Below are 21126 nucleotides of genomic sequence, written 5' to 3' on the forward strand. Positions count from 1 at the left end.
TGCGACGGCCGAGGCGGCACCGCCCCCCGCATTGCCGCCCCGTCGGACTGCGGCGGCTACGCCCATCGTTCAACCGGCGAGCCGCAAGCCCCCGAAGGCCGCGCCGCCGGTCCACCCGGCGCCACCCGCCAAGCGCCCTCCCGCGCCCGTCATTCCTGAGCAGAAGATCGTACCGGCGTTGCCCATAGCGCCCTGGCCGACGGCAACCCGTAAGATCGCCGTGGCGGCGGTGATCGCGGTTGTCATCGGGGCCGGCGCGCTGGCGCTGCGCGGCGGCGGCACGTCGCGCACGCCTGCCCAGACATCCGTATCGAGCGCACCTCCCGTGGCGCACAGTCCGCCACCTATCGCGCAAGCCGTGCCGCTTCCGCCCTCGCCCACCTTGGTCTCCGAGCAGCGCACGCGCATCAACGTGCCGACGACCTGGACCGAGATCCCGATCGCGCCAGACGCATCGCGGCCCAACGTGGCGCTGGTGGCGTCCGAGCCCATTCGCGTGCGCAGCAAGGGGCAATTGTACCTCGTGGCGGGGGAGGCGCCCGTCTCCATCGACCTGAAGGGCGCCACGTCGATCGATGTACGGGCGATTTCAGCGCCAGTGTCGCTGACGGTCGTCCGTTCCGCCAATGTCGAGGGCAACTGAATGGCATCTGAGGACACGCTCTGGCCGCTGCCATCGCCCATCCCCGGCCCGGAGCTGGAATGGACGTTCCATGATCAGCGCGTGGTCGGCCTGCGGTGGAACGGCGAGGTGCTGAAGCCCGAGGATGCGCGCTTCATGCTTGGCGCCTTTCCCCGCTCCGAGTCGGGCGCGCCGTTTCCGATCCAGTTCCGCTTTGATCCGGCAACCGGCAGCGAACTCCGGCCGGAGCCGGCGTCGGGGCAGATCGCAAGCCATCCCGGCTTCGAGCGGGATGGCTTTCCGGCGATCCTCGACGCGGTCAGCTTCCGGTCCGATCCGGAGAAAGTCCGGGTCAGCATGCCGGCCGGTGCCCAGAGCGTGTTCTGTGCCGGCACGCCCTCCCGGCTGTTTTGCCTGACCAGTCACGGCAACCTGTCGTTCCGGCTGAACGAGACCACCTGGGTGGAACTGTCGCGACGGCTGGCGCCACCGACCTTGCCGCCGAACGCATTCGGCGTCTGCGCCTTTGATCAAGGCTTCGCCATGGTGCTTGGCAATAGCGCCGTGATCGCCCGCCTTGTTTCCGGACTCCCCGAACCCGTCATCACGCCCCACGACTTCGGCGACGGTGTACCCTGCGGCGCGCCGGCATTGATCGAGGATGACGTACTCGTCTTTCCGGTTGCCCGCGGCGCAACGGTCAAGCTCGCCCGCTACAAGATCGCCGCCGATGACTGGCTCGAAGACCTTGACGTCGAGGGACAGCGCACGTCCGCCGGAGCGCTGGACGTGCCGTTCCAGAACCGTTCCCGTATTCCCGACACGTTCTGGTGCGGCGCCACGGATTATCTGGTCCTGACCTCCGCCTTCGACCGGCGCGAGGCACACATCCGCTCGTTTCCCGCGGGCATGCGCACTGTACGCGGCGCGCCTCCGCTGCGGGACGAGCGCGACACGCTCCATATGCTGGTGCGCAGCGACGCGCATTACGCCCTGGTGAACCTGACCGGACGGCAGGCCCCGTTCCCTCTGGGCGGGCCCCATCTGAGTGTCGGCGAAGGTCGATATGTCGGGCGCTATTACTATCCGTCGCTCTGGAACGACGACGTGACCACGCTTCAGATAGAAGCTGGCGCCGAGCGCGCCCTGCTTCCCCTCGCCTATGGGCGAAACGATCGCGGCCGAACCGAAAGCGCCCTGCTCGTCCTCGCCGAGAACGTCTCAGAAGTCGACGATCTTTTCGCTTCGCACGGCGACAAGATCGTTACCGGAAATGTCTATTGGCATGCCGGTTCGCAGCTTCACAAGCTCAATATCACGCTGAGATTTCGGTCAAAGTACGAAATCTTGTTATACCGAGATAATGGAGGCCTTGTAATAGGATCATCTCTCACCGGCGATTTCTATAGATTTACGTTGCAATAGATCTCAGCGACAGAAATCATAGGTCACTGTAGGAATGAACCGGTATATATTGAAATTTATTGCGAGCTGCGCGCTGCTCCTGGCGGCGCTCCCGGCCAACGCGGCCTCGGTGAGGCAGGTTTATCTCATCCAGAATTCGGGATGGATGGAGCCGTATTACCTCGACCCGGCCTCGCAATTCCTCGCCCTCGCCGAGAGCCTGATCGATGCCACCCAGCTTGAAGGGGTGGACATCACGGTGGCGACCTTCAATCAGGACGGTCAGGTTCCGGGACAATCCTCGCCCAACGTATTGTATGCGGGCGCCTACGATCCGGGAGCCGTTGCCCGGAAGCTGAAGACGATCAACCTGCCGCGTCGTCCCAACGGACGTTACGCCGACGCCGACTTTCTCGGCGCCCTGCAGGCCACGCTCGGCAACCTGTTGCAGCAACAGGACGGCATCATCTGGATGCTGAGCAACAACAAGAACTCTCCGAACAACAGCCAGGATGTCGAGAACAACACGCGAGGATTCTATGAATTGCTGCGCGGTTCGGAGTTCATAACCCGGATCATCGCCTTTCCGCTGCGCATGCCCGTTTCCGGGCCCAATTTCGCCGAGAAGGGTTTCATCGTCTACGGCATCGCCTATGGTCCCGAGGGGGCGCGAGCGCTCGACGTGATCACGGGCCCCGACACGCCTCTGCGTGCGCTGTTTGCCGATCCGCCCATCTTCCTTAAGCCGCAGGAGCCGCGGACCCTCGAACTGCGCCTGCAACCTCAAGAGGTCGGCCACGGCGGCAGGATCGAGATCGAGAACGGGATTCTGGTCGTCAGCGGCCTCGACGCGGATCAGGTCTCGACGGTGGTCTTCGTGGGCGAAGTGGCCAATGTCGCCTACCCCAAGAAGATTCTGAACGGACGTGTCAGCGCGTCGTGGGAAGGGCCGCAGCAGTCCGGCTCCGTCCAAATCGATCCCCCCTATGTCCAGAACATTGGCACCGGTCAGGTGTCGGCGCCTCTGCGCTTCACGTTGACGGTGCCCGTCGTCCCGCGCCCCGACGGGCTGGAGGGCCTGCTGGCGACGGATGCCGTGGTGGATGGCGAGTTGAGCATCTCGCTGAACGACCTCAATTTCGATCTCGACGACAGCTTCATCGAGAAGGCCGCCGCGGTGTTCGGCGGAGGCATGATGGGCGAAGGCCAGCGCGCCTTCGTCGAGCAGCAGCTTCCCGACATCTTCTTCGATTTCCGCACGGTCCGCGAGCGGGTCACCACCATCCCGATCCGCTTGGCGCTGAGCTATCCGGCCTGGCCGCTTTATGCGGGGGCGGGCGGCGGGATCGCGGCCCTGCTGCTCATCATCGGCGCGCTCACGCTGGCGCTGCGGCCTCGCCCCTACAGCGTCGCGCTGGGCGGTGGCGGCGCTCAGCGGGTGACGCTGCGACCGGGCCAGCAAGTGTCGCTCCAAGGCATCGACGGCAAGTCCTATCTGCTGCGCGGCCGGCTGTTCGGCCCACCGCGCTCCCGCCAAACCTGAATTCCCCCTCGGCCTCCCACTGGAATGCGCTGAAATGACGGATGCTACGCTACGCCTCGCCCAGTCCGATTTCAAAATTCCGGCGCCGCGCCAAAATCAATCTGCCCCGCCGGGCGGCACGGGTGCGCCTCCGGCCGCGCAGGCCTCAAAACCAGCGACCTCCGCACCGTCTCAGTCCTCGACCCTGTCTTTCGACGTGAAGCTCGGCAAGTCCATCTCGACCAACGAGATCGCCCTCGGCGCGGTGATCTTCGTCGTTCTGCTGGTGCCCTATTTCTTCGTGAAGATGTCGGTGACGCGCGGGCTCCAGTCCCGTTACGCCGCACCCGGCGTGGCCTCCGAAGCGGGGTGGCTTCTGTTTAGCTGGCTGGCCTTCACCACGCTGATATTGATCGCCGGCTTCATCGCGGACATCTGGACCCAGTATGTCCTGCTCGTCCCGGCCACGCTCATTTCGCTGGCGCTGCTCGTTCTCTTCCTGAGGAAGCGAAGCGCAGCTCTGAAGACGCGGCGCTGAGCGTGGGGGCGTACATGAACGAGACAGCGAATACCGACGCACCAAACCGCAGCTCGGACGTGCTGCTTGACGTCATGCCCACCGTGTTCGTCGCGCTGGGCGGCACCGGCATGGAGGTCCTGCTTCGCCTGCGGCGGCGCATCCTGCAGCACAATTGGGCCGGGCGGAGCCTGATGTCGCTCGACGAATTCCCGCCGGCCCGGTTCGTCTATTTCGATACCGACACAGCCGAGGCGCGCGAAAGCGGACGAGCCGGCGCGACGGACGTTCTGGGCTCGCGCGTGGCCTTCGCCCGTGGCGGAGAGACGATCCAGAAGAAGGTGGATACCGCACACTACATCGCCGAAATACAGAACTACCCGATCATTCAGGACTGGCTCCCGAAAGGGGAGCTCGACAAGATCGACACCGAGAAGGGCGCCGGCCAGATCCGCGCGATCTCAAGGCTGCTGTTCTTCGACGAATTCACCAACTTCATGAACCTCGTCCGCACCCAGGCGGATCGCGTCACCCAGAACGTGACCAACGAGGCGGCCTTGCGCAGCCTCGGCCTCAAGACCGGCACCAATCTGCGTGTCGTGGTGGTTGGCTCCAGCGCCGGCGGCACAGGCTCCGGCGCGTTCATCGATGTGGGCTATGCGCTGCGCTCGATGCGGGCGCCCCGCGTCGACCAGCTCGACCTGTTCCTGATGCTTCCGGGTGGCTATCGCGACGCCAACAAGGATCGCGTGTTTGCCAATACCTATGCCGCGCTGTCCGAGCTCGAATTCGCCATGCGCGGCACCCGCAAGCCGCCTTACGTCACACGCTGGACCGACTTCGACAAGCCGGAGCCGGATGTGCCGGCTCCTTACAAGGATGTCTACCTGTTCGATCGGCAGAACATTGCCGGCCAGCAGACAGGCAACAAGGAGGACATCTTTGACATGGTGGCCGACATCCTCTTCGAGGATTTCGGCTCCAGCGATTTCGCCCGCCGGAAGCGCTCCGTGGCGGTCAACCAGCAACGCCACAAGCTCGGAAGTTATGTGCCTAACCTGCCGGAATGGCTGCGGGGAGGCCTGTTCTATTCCCGCGCCTATTCGGCGATCGGGCAGACGACGCTGATTTCGAAGGCCAGCATTCAGGTCGAGGAACACCTATCGCGCAATAGCGGCTCCATGGTCCGCGCCTTCTTCGGCATGGCGCTTCAGGGACAGGCCCGGCTTGCCACCACGGAGGAGCGCGACGCCTTTCTTCAGGAGCGCCTGCGGCTGCGGGGCCAAGCCTTCCACGACGACTATGATGAGCGCGCGCGCTTCGAACAGGCGCCGATCACTGACTATGCCCTGGTCGACCACCTGTTGCTGCGCGCCGACAAGAGCGCGGTGACCGTCACGCTCGCCTCGGAGATCGAGCAGGATGTTGCGGGCATCCTCGCGCGCATTCCCGACCACAAGGCGTGGGAAGCCGAGATCCGAAAGCTTGTCGACGTGCGCCAGAGGGACGTCGAAGGACGCGTCGGCGAGGGCGCCACGTACGGACCCAAGGGCGCCGAGATCGCCGCTCAAAGGGCGCGGCTCGAAACCGCGCTCCTGCGGCGGGGAAATGACGAAGGCAGCCTGCGCGCCGAGCTCTACAATATTCTCGACGATCAGGAGCGCGGGGGACTGGAATACACCATCGACCTCGTGGCGAAGATACAGGCGCGGCTTGAAGAGTCCGGCACCGGCATCGTCACCCGCCTGCTCGAAGCGGAGGAGGCCTACGCCAAGCGGGCGAACCGTCTTCATGCCGAACAGCTTCAGGCGTCGATCGACCGGGTGAAGCAGGCCGCCGAGAGCAGTTTCCTGACGGGCGGCGGCCGGAAGGCGGCCGAGAAATATCTCAATCAGGTGCGCGACGATCTGATCGCGACCCTCCAGGCGCGCTTGCGGAGCATCGCCTGCCGCGAGGCCATCGCCCTTCTGCACCGTGTGTCCCAGTTCCTCGGCTCGCCCAATGGCGTCGACGAGAAAACCGGGGAGACGGTCTGGTCCGGTCTGATCGGCGAATTCCAGACCGGCCGCCGGCGGGTGCGGCAGCTCATCGCCATGATCGATGGCGATACGGCCCGCCTGCAGGATGCGCTGAGCCGAGGCGACGGCGGGACGTTCTTCGTCATAAAGGACAAGGGGGTCGAGCTTCCTCCCGAGAACGCCGTGCGGCAGCTCGAATGGGCGCGTGAAGCCTTCGAGGGCATCGGCGGCTCACGCGAGATCTTCGCCAAGTTGGAAAATGAGGACGGGCGCCTGGAAATCCTCGGGCTGCTGCGTTCGATCACCAACAAGCGGCTCGGCGACTATCGCCAGCGCATTCCCTCCGTCGTCGATGCACTGCGCCAGCTTCCGGTCCACGAACAGCAGCGCCTGATGGAGCTGCTGATCGCCCGCGCCATGCCGTGGATCTACACGGATTTCAGCCGGAGCTTCCGGCCGGAGAACGAGCACTACAAGATGTTCATCGCCGTGGACGACACCAAGGCGTTTCGTGCCGAATTCGACGAGATGGCGCGCTCGCGCCTCCCCGGACAATCGGGCCTCACCTCGCTCGCCTACGAAGAATCGGGCGTGCCCGGCCGGATCGTCTGCTATTGCGAGCTCTCCGGGATTCCGCTCGACGCGATCGCGTCGATCCGCTCGGAATGGAGTCCGTCCTATCTGCGGGAGCAGAGCCGCCCCGACGCGCTTCCGTTGCACAATCACAAGGACGACCTGCGGTTTCCTGATCCGATCGTTCCCACCTCCGCCGAACTGGAAGACCTGAGAGAACGGATCGCGCTGTTCCTCGAAGGCGTCATGCTCGGCGCCCTGCGCTTCAGTTCCGCGCGGCGCATCTATGAGATGGAGGTGGCCCGGAGCCATTGGGACCCGGTGGGGGACGAGAAATATCTGCGTCGCCGTGGATTCCAGACCAGCCAGAAGACCCGGTTGACGGAGCACATCCGGCGCGCCAAGGAGCGCTTCGGCTATGTTCAGTTCCTGGCGATGTCGGCCTTGGCCGGCTGGTTCGCCAAGCGCGTCTATGCCGAGCGGCCGTTCGAGGAAAGCGAACGCGGCGCGCTGCTCCGTCGCGGCGGCATCGGCCATCACACCTGCCTGCAGATGGAAAAGGACTTCCGGCTCCAGGCTGAGCGGATCGGCGGCAGCCTGCCCGGCGGGCGCACCCCGGAGGATGTCATCGACATGCTTCACGACGAGGTCGCCCAGTGGACGACCAATATTCCCGGCACGCTGGATGACGTCGAGGATACCGAAGTCGGCCGCGACCCGCGCGATCCTCCGGCACGGCAGGCGACCGAGAAGCGAACCATCAACTGGGCTGTTTTCGACGAGGCCCGGCTTCTGCAGCTGATCACGGGCCATGGTGGGGAGATTCCGGGAACCCAGCCTTCTCGCTGGCCCGATTCAGCTCCCGTCGCGCCCCCGCCCCCGCCTGCCCAGACCGCGCCGCGCTATTGGCTGTTCAACGCCGTGGGCCAGGTCGTGGGACCGTTCGAGGTGTCGGCGTTCCAGATGCTGGGGCAACTCGGGCAGTTGAGCGCCGAGATGAAGGTCTGCCCAGAAGGCTCGCAGCAATGGGTGAGCATTCGCGACATCCCTACCCTCGCCCTGCTGCTTCAGACGGCTGGCGCCCCGCCGCCGGCTCCGCCCCCTCCGGTCGCCTGATCCGCCAATAATTCAATGGGAGACGTATCTTGAACACGCTTAAGCTTGCACGAAATTCCTTTCTTCTCCTCAGCGTTGCCGCGCTTCTCGGCGCCTGCCAGACCAATTCGGTCGGCCGGAAGACCGCGGCGGGCGCCGGAATCGGAGCCGCCATCGGCGGCCTGGGCTGCGCGGCGCTTGGCGGAAATGCGGGCACCTGCGTCGCCATTGCCGGCGTCGGCGCTCTGATCGGCGGCTCGATCGGCGCGCAGATGGATGCGCGCGACCGCGCTGAACGCGATGCCGCGCTCCAGCGTGCCCGTACGTCGTCGCAGACGGTGTACTGGCGCAACGGCAATACCGGAAATAGCGGCTCTATCACGCCGCTGCGCGCAGTCGTCGAGGATGGCCGCGCATGCCAGCTGGTCAAGGAAACCTATGTGAAGGAAGGCCAGGTCGTCACCGAAGAGCATTCGGTCTGCTCTTGAGGCGGCGCGTCGACGTGAGCCTGACCCAGCGTGCGACCGGCCGCCGTCGGGCCGGCCGGCTGCACGTTCTGCCAACGCTTCTCGCACTCTCATGTCCGGCCTGCGCGGCCGCGACGCTGGAAGAGGTCTACGAGAACGCCCGGCGGCATCCGATACCGGCGGCGGCAACGGCCGTGGGGACCGGATTTTTCGTGGCGCCGACTACTGTTCTGACCAGCGCGCATGTTCTGGCGGGCTGCGAATCCTTTGGCGTCGAGAACCAACATCTGGGCTGGCTGCCGGCCCAGCTTGAGCGCGTCATCGCGGACCGCGACGCCGCGCTCCTCTCCGTGTCGGCGCCCTCGGGGGATATCCTCCATCTCGCGGCGGAAGCGGCGCGCGGCCCCTTAACCATACTGGGCTTCCCCGCGACCGCCGGCGGCGCCACCGAGCCGGTTCGCGCCAGGGCGGAGCCGGTCGGGATGAGGGATGGCCCGGTTCTCCTGCTCGCGGGGGATGTTCCTGCCGGCTTTTCCGGCGGTCCGGTCCTGGATGGGAAGGGTCGGGTCATTGCCATCCTCACCGGTCGAATGAACGGCGCGCGCCGGGCACTCGTAGCCTCGCCCATCGTAGCCCTTCACGACGTGTTCAGGATTGCGGAGAGTTCACGGCCATCTGGAAAAGCCGAAGCGAAGGATCCATCGCGGGGCACGGTCAAGATACGATGCAAATGACACGCATCCTGGCTGTTCTTCTCCCGCTGCTGCTGATATCGGCCACCCACGCGCAGGAGGGGTTGGCGCCCATCGAGCGCAACAGCATCGATGTGCTTGTCGAACAGGCGATGAAGGATTTCAGCTACGGGCAGCCCCATCGCACGTCGATCTCGCCGAACCTGTCCGCCCAGGTCACGCCCGGGCTGATCATGTCGAAGTCGACGGGGCGTCCCTGCACCCGCTGCCGGGACATGTGTCGCGAGTACACCCTGGAAATCGTCCGGGATGCCGGCCTGTCGATCAGCACATATTCGGGCGAGCGGTGCATCACCGTCCCGAGTTCCCTGCCCAACGAGGCCCCCTGGCGCGAACGTCGACAGCCGACGCTGCTAGGCACGAAATGGCGGGTGCCGCCGGAAGACCTCAGGCAGGCGCAGAAATACCTCGCGGCACTGATGTACCTCCCGGGAACTCCCGACATCTCGCCGCAGGTCATACTGCGTGCGCTGGACGAGTTCCGGCAGGACGCGGGCCTGGAGCGCCCCTCCTCCGTAGAAATCAATGCGCGTGACTGGGCCGCTCTCCGCGACGTGGTCAGCCGGTCCACGGCGTCCGGCGCCTGCCCGCTCCTCACGCGCCATTCGGCCTGCGGTCGGCTGAACTGACGGCGCCGACTTACGCGTAGCCGCGCGACTATCGCACACGGCTTTGCCGAGCGGAGAACCCTAAGGAATGGCACGCCGAGGCGCTTTTCCCGATGAAACTCCGCCCACTCTTCAGCCGGGCGTGCCCCAAACGGGCAGCACAACGTCTGCAAAAGGCGATCTCGTTTCCACCCCAACAGCAGGCGGAGTTGATCCGGCCGCGGATCACGTCCGTAGAATGTGAGGATTCGTAAAGGCGAGGAGAGATCTGTGCAGCTTGTGATCGGTTATGTCTCGACTGGCCTTCTGTTTCTCGCCCTCGATTCGGTGTGGCTCAGCCTCATGGCAAGCCGCCTCTATCGCCCGCATCTGGGTAACCTCATGGCGGATAACATCAATCTGCCGCCAGCCATCCTGTTCTACCTGCTGTACATCGCCGGCATCGTGGTGTTTGCCGTGCAGCCGGCGCTGGTCTCCGGCCGGTGGAGCTCGGCGCTGATGCTCGGGGGCTTTCTCGGCCTCGTCGCCTACGGCACCTATGATCTCACCAACCATGCGACACTGCGCGACTGGCCGGCGCTGATCACCGTGGCCGACCTGATCTGGGGAACGGTGCTGACCGGCCTGTCCGCCACGGCGGGCATGCTGATAACCCGTGCCCTGATGGGCACGGGGCAGAGCTGAACTTCACCAACTACCCGCGCGGGCGCAGGCGATAGTGGTTTACGCCCCACTCATCGCCGCCGCGATGACCGAACAAGCCGGCGGTTGCGAGGTAAAACAGCCGCCAGCGCCGGCGCCATAGCCCGGCATCGGCGCCATAGACGTCGCGCAGCACCTCATCGATCCGCGTGCGATTGGCGTCGAAATTGGCCAGCCAGTCTTCGGCAGTGCGCGCATAGTGCCGGCCGCTCCAGCGCCATTCCTGCTCGACAACGAAACGATCGGTGACGTGCCGCAGCAGCCCCTCGCTCGGCATGATGCCGCCGGTGAAGAAGTGTTGCGCGATCCAGTCATCCTGATCGGCATGGTCGAAGCGGTAGGGTGTGGAGCGGTGGGTGAAGACGTGAAGAAACATCCGCCCTTCCGGTGCCAGCCAGCCACCAGCGCGCTCCAGCAGCGCCTGCCAGTTGGCCATGTGCTCGAACATCTCGACCGAGACGATGCGGTCGAAACGCTGATCGGTCTCGAACACATTCATGTCTGCCGTTACGACACGCACATTGCCGAGACCGCGCTTTGAAGCTTCGGCTTCAATGTGAAGGCGTTGCGGGGCTGAGTTCGAGACGGCGACGATGTGGGCCGAGGGGAAGCGTTCGGCCATGAACAGCGTCAGCGAACCCCAACCGCAGCCGAGTTCGAGGATCGACTGGCCATCCGCCAGCGCGGCATGCGCGACGGTTTCTTCCAGCGCTCGGATTTCAGCTTCGGCCAGAGTCTGCGCGCCGTCGTCATAGAGGCAGCAGGAATATTTGCGGCGCGGGCCGAGGGTGAGCGCGAAGAATTCCGGCGGCAGCTCGTAATGCTGGTCATTGGCGCGCTCGGTGTGTTCGGCGATCGGCCTTGCCGCCATTTCCTCGGCGAAACGGCGTTCAAAGCCTGCGGGCGAGCCGGCCAGCGAGCGCCGCGTGCGGCCGACCAGCACGTCTATGCCGAGCCGCGTCACGGCATCCGGCAGAGGAAGGCGTTCAGCCATGCGGCCGGCGGTGGCAATGAGGCTCATGGCTCAGCTCCCTTGTCGGCCCGGAATGCCGGGCCAGAACGCGTTGACCCGCCGCTGATAGGCGCGGAACGCCTCGCCGCGCGTGCGCAGCATATGCGCCTCCGTCGGCGGGATGCCGGAGGCGTGGACGAGCAGCACATAGATGAGGAGAGGGGCGACCAGCGCGGCAAAGCCCCACGAATAGTTGCCGGTGAAATCGATGGCGATGACGGGATAGGCCACCCAGCCGAGCCATTCGAAGAAGTAGTTGGGATGGCGCGTGGTGCCCCAAAGCCCCTGATCGCAGATCCTGCCGCGATTGGCCGGGTTCGCTCGGAACCGGGCAAGCTGGCGATCGGCCAGCGCTTCGCCTGCCACGGCGATCAGGAACAGCGCAACGCCGAGACCGTCGCCGATCCGCCAGTGAGGTGCGGGCTGATGCGCCGCCGCCATCACCGCGAGGACGAGCGCGAACGCGGCCAATGCCTGAATCTGCAGGAACACGAACAGCCGGAACGAGGCGCTTTGCCCCCATTCCTTGCGCAGGGCCGCGTAGCGTGGGTCGTCATGCCCTGACAGGGTTCGCGTCAGTATGTGTCCTCCGAGCCGCAACGCCCAGAGCGCGACGAGCACGGCGACGAGAAGCTGACGCGGCGCCCATGCCTCTGTGCCGCCCGGCAACAGGGCCGCCGCGACGCCGGCCGCGCCGGTCGAGAATGACCAGATGGTATCGACCCAGCCATGATTGCCGCTGCGCTCGGCGGAAAGCCACGCCGCCGCCATCGTAAGCGAGAGCGCCACGGCAACGGTGAGCAATGCTAGGGCCGGGCTCACGACAGGCCCTCCCGCCCGGTAACGCGGTAAACGAAGCCCGCCACGTCGTCGAGCACTGGCGCGAGCCAGCGCAGCGGCGGGGCGACGGCGCCGATGATGGTCCGGTGGCTGAGGTTCTCGTAGTACCGCGTCTCCGCGCTGCCGCCCGCGGCGCGGATGCGAGCGGCAAAGCGCGTGGTGTTGGCCGGATCGACCGAGCTGTCCGCCGTTGCAGTGGCGAGAAAGACCGGCACTTCGCCCTCCGTCACGAAATTGATCGGCTGGCTGAGCGGGCGCTCCGCCTCCGGCCCGAAAATGTCCATCAGGGTCTGGCTATGCAGCGGGAGGAAATCGTAAGGCCCGGCAAGCCCCGCCATGCCGGCGAGATCGCGCCGGGAGTCGAGGCCCGCCTTCGCCAGCCATTGCGGATCGAAGGCGAGCATCGCGGCGATATGCGCACCCGCTGAATGGCCGGCAGTCACGAGCCGCGAGGGATCGCCGCCGAACTCTCGGGCATGATCGCGCGCCCACCGCACGGCCCGGGCGGCATCGTCAAGAAAGTCCGGGAACCGCACCTGCGGATAGACGCGATAATCGGGAATGAAGGTCACGATGCCCTGGCCGGCGAGCGCGGCGCCGACGAAGCGGTAGAGCGCGCGATCGCCTTCTTCCCATCCGCCGCCATAGAAGAAAACGACGACGGGCAAGCCGGTGCCGGTTTCCGGTCGATAGACATCGACGCCGTGCCGGTCGCCTTCGGCGTAGCTCTGGTCCGGAACGGCCACTATCGGGTGCAGTCGCGACAAGGCGTTGAGGGCAGCGACAGGCGCGACGGCGATGGTCCCCGCCCCGACGGCGAGAACGGCGAGCGCCATCAGCAGAGCCTCGCGCATCGCGGGCCTCACATCCTGATAAAGGGCTGGATCAGACGGCCAATGAAGCCGGTCAGGCGCATGCCGCCATCAAGCGCGGCGAGGCACACGCACTCACCGTCGGGATCGACAATCGGCTGATGTTCGACCTCATGACCCATCTCGCTGAGATCGCCGGGCATGTAGCGGCCATAGGCGTCCGAGAACGAGCCGAACAGCACCTGCGTGAACTCGGTGCCGAAATGGCCATGTTCCGGCAATTGGCGGCCGGGGGAGACGCGCAGCAGCATCATGCTGGCATTGGGATCTTCCGGCAGCTTGATGGTGCTGACCCGCACACCGATCCCGACCCAGCGCCAAGGTCCGACATCGCAGTCGCGCAGCGCGTCAGGCATCGGGATGCCCTCCGGCAGCTTTGCCGATTTGCGGGCGCGAGCGAGCGGAACCCGTGAGGTACGGTTGGTGGTTTGAGGTTCCGAATCGAGCGCGCGCAGCGCGGCAGCAAAGGCGTCCGGCGACATCGGCACCGGGACGGACTCTTCCAGCAAGGCGCCGCCCACCGCTTCGAATGCCGCCACACGCGCACGGCAGACCGGGCAGCCGGCAAGATGCACGGCAACGACGCGGGCGGGTGCGGCCGGTAATTGTCCCGCGGCATAGCGCAGGAGCGTTTCATCGGTTGCGTGATGGCGGATGGTCACGACTGGCCCTCCAGCAGCGTGCGCAGTCGCCCGAGGGCGAGCCGCACGCGTGACTTCACGGTGCCGAGGGGCAGGCTGAGTTCCTGAGCGATTTCAGAGTGCGCTTTTTCGCTGAAGAAGGAGAGACGCACAATGGCGGCCTGCTCAGCCGACAGCGCCTGCAATGCCGCGCGGACAAGGGCATCGCGCTCTGCACTTAAAAGCAGCACCTCCCCAGAAGGCGCGACCTCGTCATCGTCCGCCGATGCATAATTCGCTGCCGCGACGCCCTTTTGGCGGCGCGCATGGTCGATGCGCTGGTTGCGGGCGATGGTAAAGATCCAGGTCGAGACAGCTGCGCGCTCCGGATCGAAGTAGGAGGCCTTGCGCCAGACCGACAGCATGACCTCCTGCGCAACCTCTTCCGCCGCATTGTCGGGCAGACCCGACTTGCGCAGAAATGCCGTCACCCGCGGCGCGAAATACGTATAGAGCCGGGCATAGGCTTGGCGGTCTTGGTCCGCGGCAACCCTGCGCACCAGTTCGGCCAATTCGCTGCCATCCGGCATGGCGTCGTCCTGAATCAAATGGCTCACCCGCGCGCCGCGCTGCGAGCGCGACGGGTTGGCGATCTTAAGTCTGGTGGGCTCCGGAGCAGTGTTCATACCCCTTTTACGGAAGGACCCAATCGCCGGATCATATCATCGAAGCATGATCCATCGCGAAGTCGGCTGCGTACATACAGGAAAACCACGAGACAGTTGTCCGCGACCCTGGATTTCGCACCATGAACATCCATCAGGATTTTATGCCCCGCGCGGCTTCGCGCATCGCGGTGGTCGGCGCGGGCATCTCCGGGCTGTCGGCAGCCTGGCTGCTATCGAAGCGTCATGAGGTGACGCTTTTCGAGGGCGAAAGCCGGCTCGGCGGCCATTCCAACACGGTGCTGGCGGCGGGCGTTCCGGTCGATACCGGCTTCATCGTCTACAATGAAGCGACCTATCCCAATCTCACTGCGCTGTTCGCAACGCTGAACGTCCCGACGCGCGCGACCGACATGTCCTTCGCCGTCTCGCTTGACGGTGGCCGGCTGGAATATGCCGGCACCGATCTGCGTGGGTTGTTCGTGCAGCCACGCAATCTCGTGTCGCCCCGTTTCGGCTCGATGCTGATGGACCTGTTGCGCTTCTATCGCAACGCGCCGCGCGATCTGCCGACCATGGGATGGCAGAGCCTCGACGCCTATCTCGACGCCAATGGCTATGGCGCCGCGTTCCGCCACGATCATCTCTACCCCATGGCAGCGGCAATCTGGTCGACGCCTTCCGCCGATGTCGGGCAGTATCCGGCCGCCGCGTTCGTGCGGTTCTGCGCCAATCACGGACTGCTGCAGATCACCGGCCGGCCGGTCTGGCGCACCGTAGCCGGCGGCAGCCGCAATTATGTTGCCCGGTTGCGAGAGGATTATCGCGGTCGTGTGGTAACGGGACACGCGATCCGTAGCGTCCGCCGTACGGCCGATGGCGTCGTGGTGGTCGACGACGAGGGGGCCGAACAGCGCTTCGATCAGGTCCTGATCGCCACCCATGCCGATCAGGCGCTCGCCATGCTGGATCAGCCAACCGACGCGGAGGCGAGGTTGCTCGGAGCCTTCCGCTACAGCCGCAACGACGCGGTGCTGCACGCCGATGCCCGGCTGATGCCCCGCCGGCGTGGCGCGTGGGCGGCCTGGAACTACCTTGCCGACCGGCGGGCGGACACCGGCCTGTGTGTGACCTACTGGATGAACCGGCTGCAGCACATTCCCGAGCATCAGCCGCTGTTCGTTACCCTCAATCCAACCACCGAGCCGGATCCCGCGACGGTGGCTTACCGCACTACCTATGAGCATCCCCTGTTTGATGCCGATGCCATGGCCACGCAGCAGCGGCTGTGGACGCTACAGGGAGAAGGTGGAGTATGGTTTGCCGGAGCGTATTTCGGCGCGGGCTTTCATGAGGATGGGCTTCAGGCCGGCCTCGCGGCCGCCGAGGCGCTGGGCGGGGTGCGGCGGCCGTGGGATGTCGCCGACGAATCCGGCCGGATCGTCCTGCCGCTGCATCAGCTGGCGCCGACCCTTTGGGAGACCGCGTCATGAGCGACACCGCCTCGGCGCTCTATCTCGGATCGGTCATGCATATGCGGCTCAAGCCGCGCCGCCACCGTCTGGCCTATCGCCTGTTCTCGCTGCTGCTCGACCTCGACGAGATCGATGCGCTGGACGCCCGGCTGACGCTATTCTCGCGTAACCGTTTCAACCTGTTCAGCTTCTTCGACCGCGATTATGCCGATCCGCAGGGTGGATCGCTCAAGGCGCAGATCGAGCGTCTGCTCACCTCCGCCGGACTGGAGCCCGATGGCGGCGCGGTGCGGCTGCTCACCATGCCGCGCCTGTTCGGCTACGCCTTCAATCCGCTCAACGTCTATTTCTGTTATCGGCGCGACGGATCGCTCCTCGCCATTCTCTATGAGGTGAACAACACCTTCGGCCAGCGTCATTCGTACCTGATCCCCGTCGTGGAGGGCGAGGCGGCGCCGCTGCGCCAGAAGGCCGAGAAGCGCTTCTATGTGTCACCCTTCATGGACATGAAGCTGACCTACAGCTTCCGTGTCGATCCGCCGGGCGAGGCCTTGCGCATCGCCATACTCGCCAGCGATGCCGCTGGTCCGGTGCTGAGCGCGGTGCATGCCGCCAGGCGCCGTGCGGTGAGCGACCGCGAGTTGATGCGGGCGCTGGTCAGCCATCCGCTGCTCACGCTCAAGGTCATAGCCGGCATACATTGGGAAGCACTGCGGATTTGGGCCAAGGGCGTGAGCCTGCGCCCGCGTCCGCCGGCGCCCGAGACGCCTGTAAGCATTTCGCCTCCCCATCGTTCCTGAGGAAGGACCGCATGAGCATAAACGCCGAGAGCCTCGCCAAGTCCTCCCGTGACCTTGACGCGCCGTCCGCGCCGCTGCGTTTCCGCGAGACGATGCTGGCCCGGCTGCTGCGTCGCATCGCGGTCGGTAGCCTCACGGTTGTGACGCCGGACGGCCGTCGCCTGACCGGGCGCGGACGCGCCGCCGGACCGGAGGCCACGCTGGTGCTGCATCGCTGGCGCGCCCTTCAACGATTGATAGTCGGCGGCGATATCGCCTTCTCGGAGGCCTATGTGGCCGGTGACTGGTCGAGCCCGGACTTGCCGGCCTTTATCGAGCTTGCCGCGCTCAATATCCCCGACCTTGCCGCCCGTATCGACGCCCTGCCGCCGGTGCGGCTGTGGCACCGGCTCTGCCATGTGCTGAAAAGCAATTCCAAAGCCGGCAGCCGGCGCAACATTTCGTTTCACTACGATCTCGGCAATGAGTTCTACCGGCTCTGGCTTGACGAGAGCATGAGCTATTCCTCCGCCATCACTGTGGCGCCGGGAGAGAGCCTGGAAGAGGCACAGCGCGAGCGCCTCGCGCAGATCGTCGCCATGCTGGGCGTCGAGCCCGGCGAGCGCGTGCTTGAGATCGGCTGCGGTTGGGGCGCTCTTGCCGCCACGCTCGCGCGCAGCGGGGCGAAGGTCACCGGCATCACACTGTCGCGCGAGCAGCTGGCTTATGCGCAGGAGAGCATCGCGGCCGCAGGACTCACGGACCGTGCCGAGCTACGGTTGCAAGATTATCGTGACGTCACCGAGAGCTACGACCGCATCGTCTCGATCGAGATGCTGGAGGCGGTCGGGGAAGCCTATTGGCCGACCTACTTCGCCAAGCTGCGCGCCTGCCTCAAGCCCGGCGGTTCGGCGGTGCTGCAGGTGATCACCATCGCCGAGGACCGTTTCGAGGGGTACCGGCGGCAGACGGATTTCATCCAGCGCCACATCTTTCCCGGCGGCATGCTGCCGACCAAGACGCATATCGCCGAACAGGCCGAACGGGCGGGATTGGCGTTGGTCGAGACGCGGTGCTTCGGCATCGGCTACGCGCAGACGCTGGCGGAATGGCGCACCCGCTTCCTCGCCGCATGGCCTGCGATCGAGGCGATGGGCTTCGACGCCCGGTTCAAGCGGCTTTGGGAATATTATCTGAGCTATTGCGAGGGCGGCTTCCGTGCCGGCGCCATCGATGTCGGCCTGTACCGGCTGAAGGGCTGAGCGCGGGGTCAGTCGTCGCGCGACCAGTTCACCGACTTGCACAGCAGGCCACCAAGGACACAGCCGCGGGTCTGCAACTGTCGCGGCTTGATGGTCATCTCCATCGAATAGGTCAGGCCGCGCTGCGGGTCATAAGCGGTGCCGACCAGCTTGCCTTCGTTGCCGGCCGAGACGGTGAGCACCAGCCGGTCGCCGACATTCTCACCACCCGATGTGTCGCCGATCCAGACATTGGTCGCGCAGATGTTGCCGCCGCACGGCGCGATCCGCACGCGCGCGTTGCCGTCACCGCGCATCCAGACGCCAGACGGGTCCGATGCGCCGGAAGCCGCGAGTGCCGGTGTGGCCACCAGCGACGAGAGCACGATTGCGAGACGAAGGGCCATCGCCACACTCCTGTGTCTGGGCAGAACAATGATCGTTCTACGCAACGAGAAGGCCGCCGGATCGCTCCAGCGGCCTTCTTCCTCATGACAGCGATCGTCACATCGACGGCATGACGGCGATGTCGTGGACCTTGCCGCTCGCGCCGTTGATCTTGCCGACCTCAGTCGCCGCGCCCTTGGCCAGATCGATACGGAAAAGCGTGCCGTCGGCCAGCAGCCAACCCTCATTCGCGGTGTCATCGGCCATCACGATATCGAAGGCGTAGCTATCAGCCTTCACCCCGAGCTTGCCGACGACGGTCAGCACGCCGTCATTGGGCGGAGCCTGCTTCACCAGCGCGCCGAGGGTGGCGTCGATGTTGTAGAGCGCGGTTTCCTTCGCCCCCTTCATCGAATTGGTGTAGCTGCCGGCGACGATGTTCGGCGTCTCGCCCTTGTGCATGTCGGTGTCGGCGAACTTCAGCTTGCCGTCGGTCGTGACCTTGCCGTCATCGACATTGGCGCGCAGGTTCGTGCCGTCGCTGCCGATCACGCGAAGCCGGTCGGCAACCGGGTTGAAATCGACCGTGGCGGCGACACCCGGCGCCAGCGTGGTGCTGAGCTTCGACTTCATGGTCGCCTTGGCAGTCGAGGCATCGATGACGGCGACCGTGCCATCATCGAACAGGCCATAGAGCATGCCGTCGGCGGGGCGCACATCGATGCCGATGAGCTTGCCATCGACTCCGCTCACTTTCATCGGCTTGCCGGCGGTCCAGGTTTTGGCGTCCACGGTGGCGATCATGTTGCCGTCCATCAGCGCGACCACGCTCTGGGCCTGAGCGGCGCCGGCACCGGCAAGCAGGCCCGCGAGCGTCAGGGCCATCATCGAGACTTTCATCTGCCTTCCTCCGTTTGAAGCCGAACAGATCGGCTTGACGTAGCGGTTACCCGCCGCCTTCCCGAACGGATGCAGAGAATTTTTCTTTTTTATTTGCTGCATCCAAAGGCTTCGCTCGCGCGTATCCGGATCATGTGATCCGACGGAGCGAAGATGACAGCACTGGCGGCAACCAGCCCGGCGATGATGCGCGATCAATTGGCTCACGCTCTCGACGGATGCGCGCGAGGTGATCGATCGAGCCTGCGGCAGCTCTACGACACACTCGCTCCGCAGATGATCGGCGTTGCCCTGCGGCTGCTGCGCCGCCGCGATCTTGCCGAGGAAGTGGTGCAGGACACGTTCCTGCGGATCTGGGAAAAGGCCGCGACCTTCGATCCGGCACGCGGCGAGCCCGCGACCTGGATGTTTGCCATCCTGCGCCACCGGGCTCTTAACGTGCTGCGCGGCGAGAGCCGCATGGAACTGGTCGACGATTTCGAGCCGATGCAACTGGTGACGGAAGATGCCGACGCCGAGCATATCGTCATCGCGCTGTCAGAAAGTGGCGCATTGCGTCGCTGTCTCGAACGGCTCGAACCGCTGCGCCGAAACGCCATTGTGCTGGCCTATGCCCGCGGGCTGAGCCATGGCGAATTGGCAGGAAGGCTGGGCATTCCGCTCGGCACGGCCAAATCATGGATTCGTCGCGGCCTGCTCTCGCTCCGGCAGTGCCTCGCATGACGGAATCGGAGAAGGAAGCGCTCGCGGCGGAATACGTGCTCGGTCTGCTTGATGCGGACCAGTCGGCGTCCTGCGAGGCATTGGCGGCAAGCGATCCGGATTTCGCTGGTCGCGTCGAGGTATGGCGGCGCAACCTGATCGAAATCGACATGACCGTCGACCCCGAACCTCCGACCGAGATGCTGTGGCAGCGCATCCAGACCGACATCGCTTATCGGGAGCCGGCGAGGCCGGTGGCCGCTGCTCCCGGCACTGCCTCGAAGCTGCAGGAAGGTTGGTTCGCCACGCTGTGGGGCCATCTTCCCGCCTGGCGTGCGGTAGGGCTCACCGCAGCGACGGCCTGCCTCGCCCTGGCGGTTGCCCTGGCGCTGCAAACCCGCGACATCGCCCGCACCCCGATCCTCGTGGCGGTGATGATGTCCGACCAGAACCGGCCGCTGGCGCTGGTCAACGCCTTCCGTGACGGACGCACCGAGCTGGTGCCATTGGAAGCTATCAGCGCTCCCGAGGGCAAGTCGCTGCAGGTATGGACGCTGTGGGATCGGAGCCGTGGTCCGGTATCGGTCGGCCTGCTGGAGGCGATGCGCAGTATCGATCTCAACGTGGAGGGGCTGCCCGCGACGAGCCCCGATCAGCTGTTCGAAGTGACGCTGGAGCCCGCCGGCGGCTCGCCGACGGGAAGGCCGACGGGTCGCATCCTTATGAAGGGCAATGCCTCAAGCACGGAGACGGGGATCTGACCGCTGATAGCGTCGCACGCAGGTCCGCTTTCGGGGACGCAGCCAAATGCGGCCGTTGGCCTGGGATCGCTGCTGCACGCGTAGAATCGGCGGCAGCTTCCGTTCGCGGTTTTGTACGGAAGTGGCGCGCCGACCAGAGTGAAACCGCGAACACCTATGTCATTGATATTGCATTAGTTTAAAAAGTGCCCGGGAATGGACGTGGCGATGTTTCGAAGTCAGTGGGCCACCTTGCATGGCACAAACATATCGCGGAACAAGCGTTTCAGCCTCGTTGGAAGCCCGCACGCATTGGCTGCCACACCGGACGCAGCGTCTGATCTTCCTTCAGCACGCTAAGCTCGCCACGATCGTCATCGGCGGTCCGTGACGCGCTCCCCTGAGTTCCTGCTACGGAGAAGTTGGGTCCTTCAATCAGGAGATAGCTCAGTGCCCGCGCAGGTTCACAGAGACAGACAAGATCTGAGGCTGGGCACCGTCTCTAAGGATATCCTGTGCAGTACTGAAGCAGGATGCGGCAGGGAATGGAACAAATGACGAACGTTTAATTGTCCGCAAGGACAATCAGTGCCAGGGTGACAAAAAACGACAC

At 65.2% G+C, this 21126-nt stretch carries 21 protein-coding genes; 14 read left to right on the forward strand and 7 right to left on the reverse strand.

What is annotated here, in order from left to right; genetic code table 11:
* Positions 1–220: 220 nt before the first annotated feature.
* From VRZ77_RS14215 to VRZ77_RS14255, 9 genes are all read left to right on the forward strand, one after another.
* Positions 221–643, forward strand: a complete 423-nt coding sequence (locus tag VRZ77_RS14215; RefSeq protein WP_414593295.1) for a hypothetical protein — start codon at positions 221–223, stop codon at positions 641–643.
* Positions 644–2047: a hypothetical protein gene (locus VRZ77_RS14220; RefSeq protein ID WP_414593296.1), complete on the forward strand. Its 1404-nt coding sequence runs from the start codon at positions 644–646 to the stop codon at positions 2045–2047.
* A gap of 34 nt (positions 2048–2081) precedes the next feature.
* Positions 2082–3569: a hypothetical protein gene (locus VRZ77_RS14225; RefSeq protein ID WP_414593297.1), complete on the forward strand. Its 1488-nt coding sequence runs from the start codon at positions 2082–2084 to the stop codon at positions 3567–3569.
* A gap of 34 nt (positions 3570–3603) precedes the next feature.
* Positions 3604–4086 carry a hypothetical protein gene (locus VRZ77_RS14230; RefSeq protein ID WP_414593298.1) on the forward strand — a complete coding sequence of 161 codons (483 nt, stop codon included), beginning with the start codon at positions 3604–3606 and terminating at the stop codon, positions 4084–4086.
* A gap of 14 nt (positions 4087–4100) precedes the next feature.
* Positions 4101–7772, forward strand: coding sequence for a tubulin-like doman-containing protein (locus VRZ77_RS14235; protein ID WP_414593299.1), 3672 nt, complete (start codon positions 4101–4103; stop codon positions 7770–7772).
* A 29-nt stretch (positions 7773–7801) separates the two neighbouring features.
* The gene (locus VRZ77_RS14240; RefSeq protein WP_414593300.1) at positions 7802–8239 is read left to right on the forward strand and encodes an RT0821/Lpp0805 family surface protein; all 438 of its coding nucleotides are present in this window, start codon (positions 7802–7804) and stop codon (positions 8237–8239) included.
* Between the two features lie 14 nt (positions 8240–8253).
* Complete coding sequence (locus VRZ77_RS14245; protein ID WP_414593301.1) at positions 8254–8952, forward strand: S1 family peptidase; 699 nt, start codon at positions 8254–8256, stop codon at positions 8950–8952.
* Positions 8949–9599 carry a hypothetical protein gene (locus tag VRZ77_RS14250; RefSeq protein WP_414593302.1) on the forward strand — a complete coding sequence of 217 codons (651 nt, stop codon included), beginning with the start codon at positions 8949–8951 and terminating at the stop codon, positions 9597–9599. Before VRZ77_RS14245 ends, VRZ77_RS14250 begins: the two co-directional genes overlap by 4 nt.
* A gap of 249 nt (positions 9600–9848) precedes the next feature.
* Positions 9849–10262: a DUF2177 family protein gene (locus tag VRZ77_RS14255; RefSeq protein WP_414593303.1), complete on the forward strand. Its 414-nt coding sequence runs from the start codon at positions 9849–9851 to the stop codon at positions 10260–10262.
* A 10-nt stretch (positions 10263–10272) separates the two neighbouring features.
* Here the strand turns inward: VRZ77_RS14255 and VRZ77_RS14260 are convergent, their stop codons facing one another.
* Genes VRZ77_RS14260 through VRZ77_RS14280 form a run of 5 tightly spaced genes read right to left on the reverse strand, consistent with a single transcriptional unit; the run spans position 10273 to position 14310 of the window.
* On the reverse strand, positions 10273–11301 hold the full coding sequence (locus VRZ77_RS14260; protein ID WP_414593304.1) for an SAM-dependent methyltransferase: 1029 nt from the start codon (positions 11299–11301) through the stop codon (positions 10273–10275).
* A 3-nt stretch (positions 11302–11304) separates the two neighbouring features.
* The gene (locus VRZ77_RS14265) at positions 11305–12114 is read right to left on the reverse strand and encodes a DUF1295 domain-containing protein (RefSeq protein ID WP_414593305.1); all 810 of its coding nucleotides are present in this window, start codon (positions 12112–12114) and stop codon (positions 11305–11307) included.
* Positions 12111–12968, reverse strand: coding sequence for an alpha/beta hydrolase (locus tag VRZ77_RS14270; protein ID WP_414593306.1), 858 nt, complete (start codon positions 12966–12968; stop codon positions 12111–12113). Before VRZ77_RS14270 ends, VRZ77_RS14265 begins: the two co-directional genes overlap by 4 nt.
* A 26-nt stretch (positions 12969–12994) precedes the next feature.
* Positions 12995–13666 (reverse strand): ChrR family anti-sigma-E factor, encoded by a 672-nt coding sequence (locus tag VRZ77_RS14275; protein WP_414593307.1) that lies wholly within the window; start codon positions 13664–13666, stop codon positions 12995–12997.
* A complete protein-coding gene (locus VRZ77_RS14280) occupies positions 13663–14310 on the reverse strand; it encodes a sigma-70 family RNA polymerase sigma factor (protein ID WP_414593308.1) in 648 nt (215 codons plus the stop codon). The genes VRZ77_RS14275 and VRZ77_RS14280 overlap by 4 nt, the downstream gene beginning before the upstream one ends.
* A 122-nt stretch (positions 14311–14432) precedes the next feature.
* On the opposite strand from VRZ77_RS14280, the gene VRZ77_RS14285 reads away from it, so the two are divergent.
* From VRZ77_RS14285 to VRZ77_RS14295, 3 genes are read left to right on the forward strand one after another with little or no spacing between them, the layout of a single operon-like run.
* Positions 14433–15782 (forward strand): NAD(P)/FAD-dependent oxidoreductase, encoded by a 1350-nt coding sequence (locus tag VRZ77_RS14285; protein ID WP_414593309.1) that lies wholly within the window; start codon positions 14433–14435, stop codon positions 15780–15782.
* Complete coding sequence (locus tag VRZ77_RS14290) at positions 15779–16564, forward strand: DUF1365 domain-containing protein (RefSeq protein ID WP_414593310.1); 786 nt, start codon at positions 15779–15781, stop codon at positions 16562–16564. Before VRZ77_RS14285 ends, VRZ77_RS14290 begins: the two co-directional genes overlap by 4 nt.
* 11 nt (positions 16565–16575) lie before the next feature.
* Positions 16576–17805, forward strand: a complete 1230-nt coding sequence (locus VRZ77_RS14295) for a class I SAM-dependent methyltransferase (protein ID WP_414593311.1) — start codon at positions 16576–16578, stop codon at positions 17803–17805.
* 8 nt (positions 17806–17813) lie between these two features.
* Here VRZ77_RS14295 and VRZ77_RS14300 read toward each other — a convergent pair whose 3' ends face one another.
* Together VRZ77_RS14300 and VRZ77_RS14305 are read right to left on the reverse strand one after the other, a co-directional pair.
* On the reverse strand, positions 17814–18191 hold the full coding sequence (locus tag VRZ77_RS14300) for a DUF2147 domain-containing protein (RefSeq protein WP_414593312.1): 378 nt from the start codon (positions 18189–18191) through the stop codon (positions 17814–17816).
* Between the two features lie 97 nt (positions 18192–18288).
* Positions 18289–19071 carry a DUF4394 domain-containing protein gene (locus VRZ77_RS14305; protein ID WP_414593313.1) on the reverse strand — a complete coding sequence of 261 codons (783 nt, stop codon included), beginning with the start codon at positions 19069–19071 and terminating at the stop codon, positions 18289–18291.
* A gap of 153 nt (positions 19072–19224) precedes the next feature.
* On the opposite strand from VRZ77_RS14305, the gene VRZ77_RS14310 reads away from it, so the two are divergent.
* Together VRZ77_RS14310 and VRZ77_RS14315 are read left to right on the forward strand one after the other, a co-directional pair.
* The gene (locus VRZ77_RS14310; RefSeq protein ID WP_414593314.1) at positions 19225–19794 is read left to right on the forward strand and encodes a sigma-70 family RNA polymerase sigma factor; all 570 of its coding nucleotides are present in this window, start codon (positions 19225–19227) and stop codon (positions 19792–19794) included.
* The gene (locus VRZ77_RS14315; RefSeq protein ID WP_414593315.1) at positions 19791–20534 is read left to right on the forward strand and encodes an anti-sigma factor domain-containing protein; all 744 of its coding nucleotides are present in this window, start codon (positions 19791–19793) and stop codon (positions 20532–20534) included. Before VRZ77_RS14310 ends, VRZ77_RS14315 begins: the two co-directional genes overlap by 4 nt.
* The last annotated feature ends 592 nt before the right edge of the window (positions 20535–21126 follow it).

The sequence above is a fragment of the Ancylobacter sp. G4_0304 genome (assembly GCF_047501495.1).
In the GTDB taxonomy this organism is placed as follows: Bacteria; Pseudomonadota; Alphaproteobacteria; order Rhizobiales; family Xanthobacteraceae; genus Ancylobacter.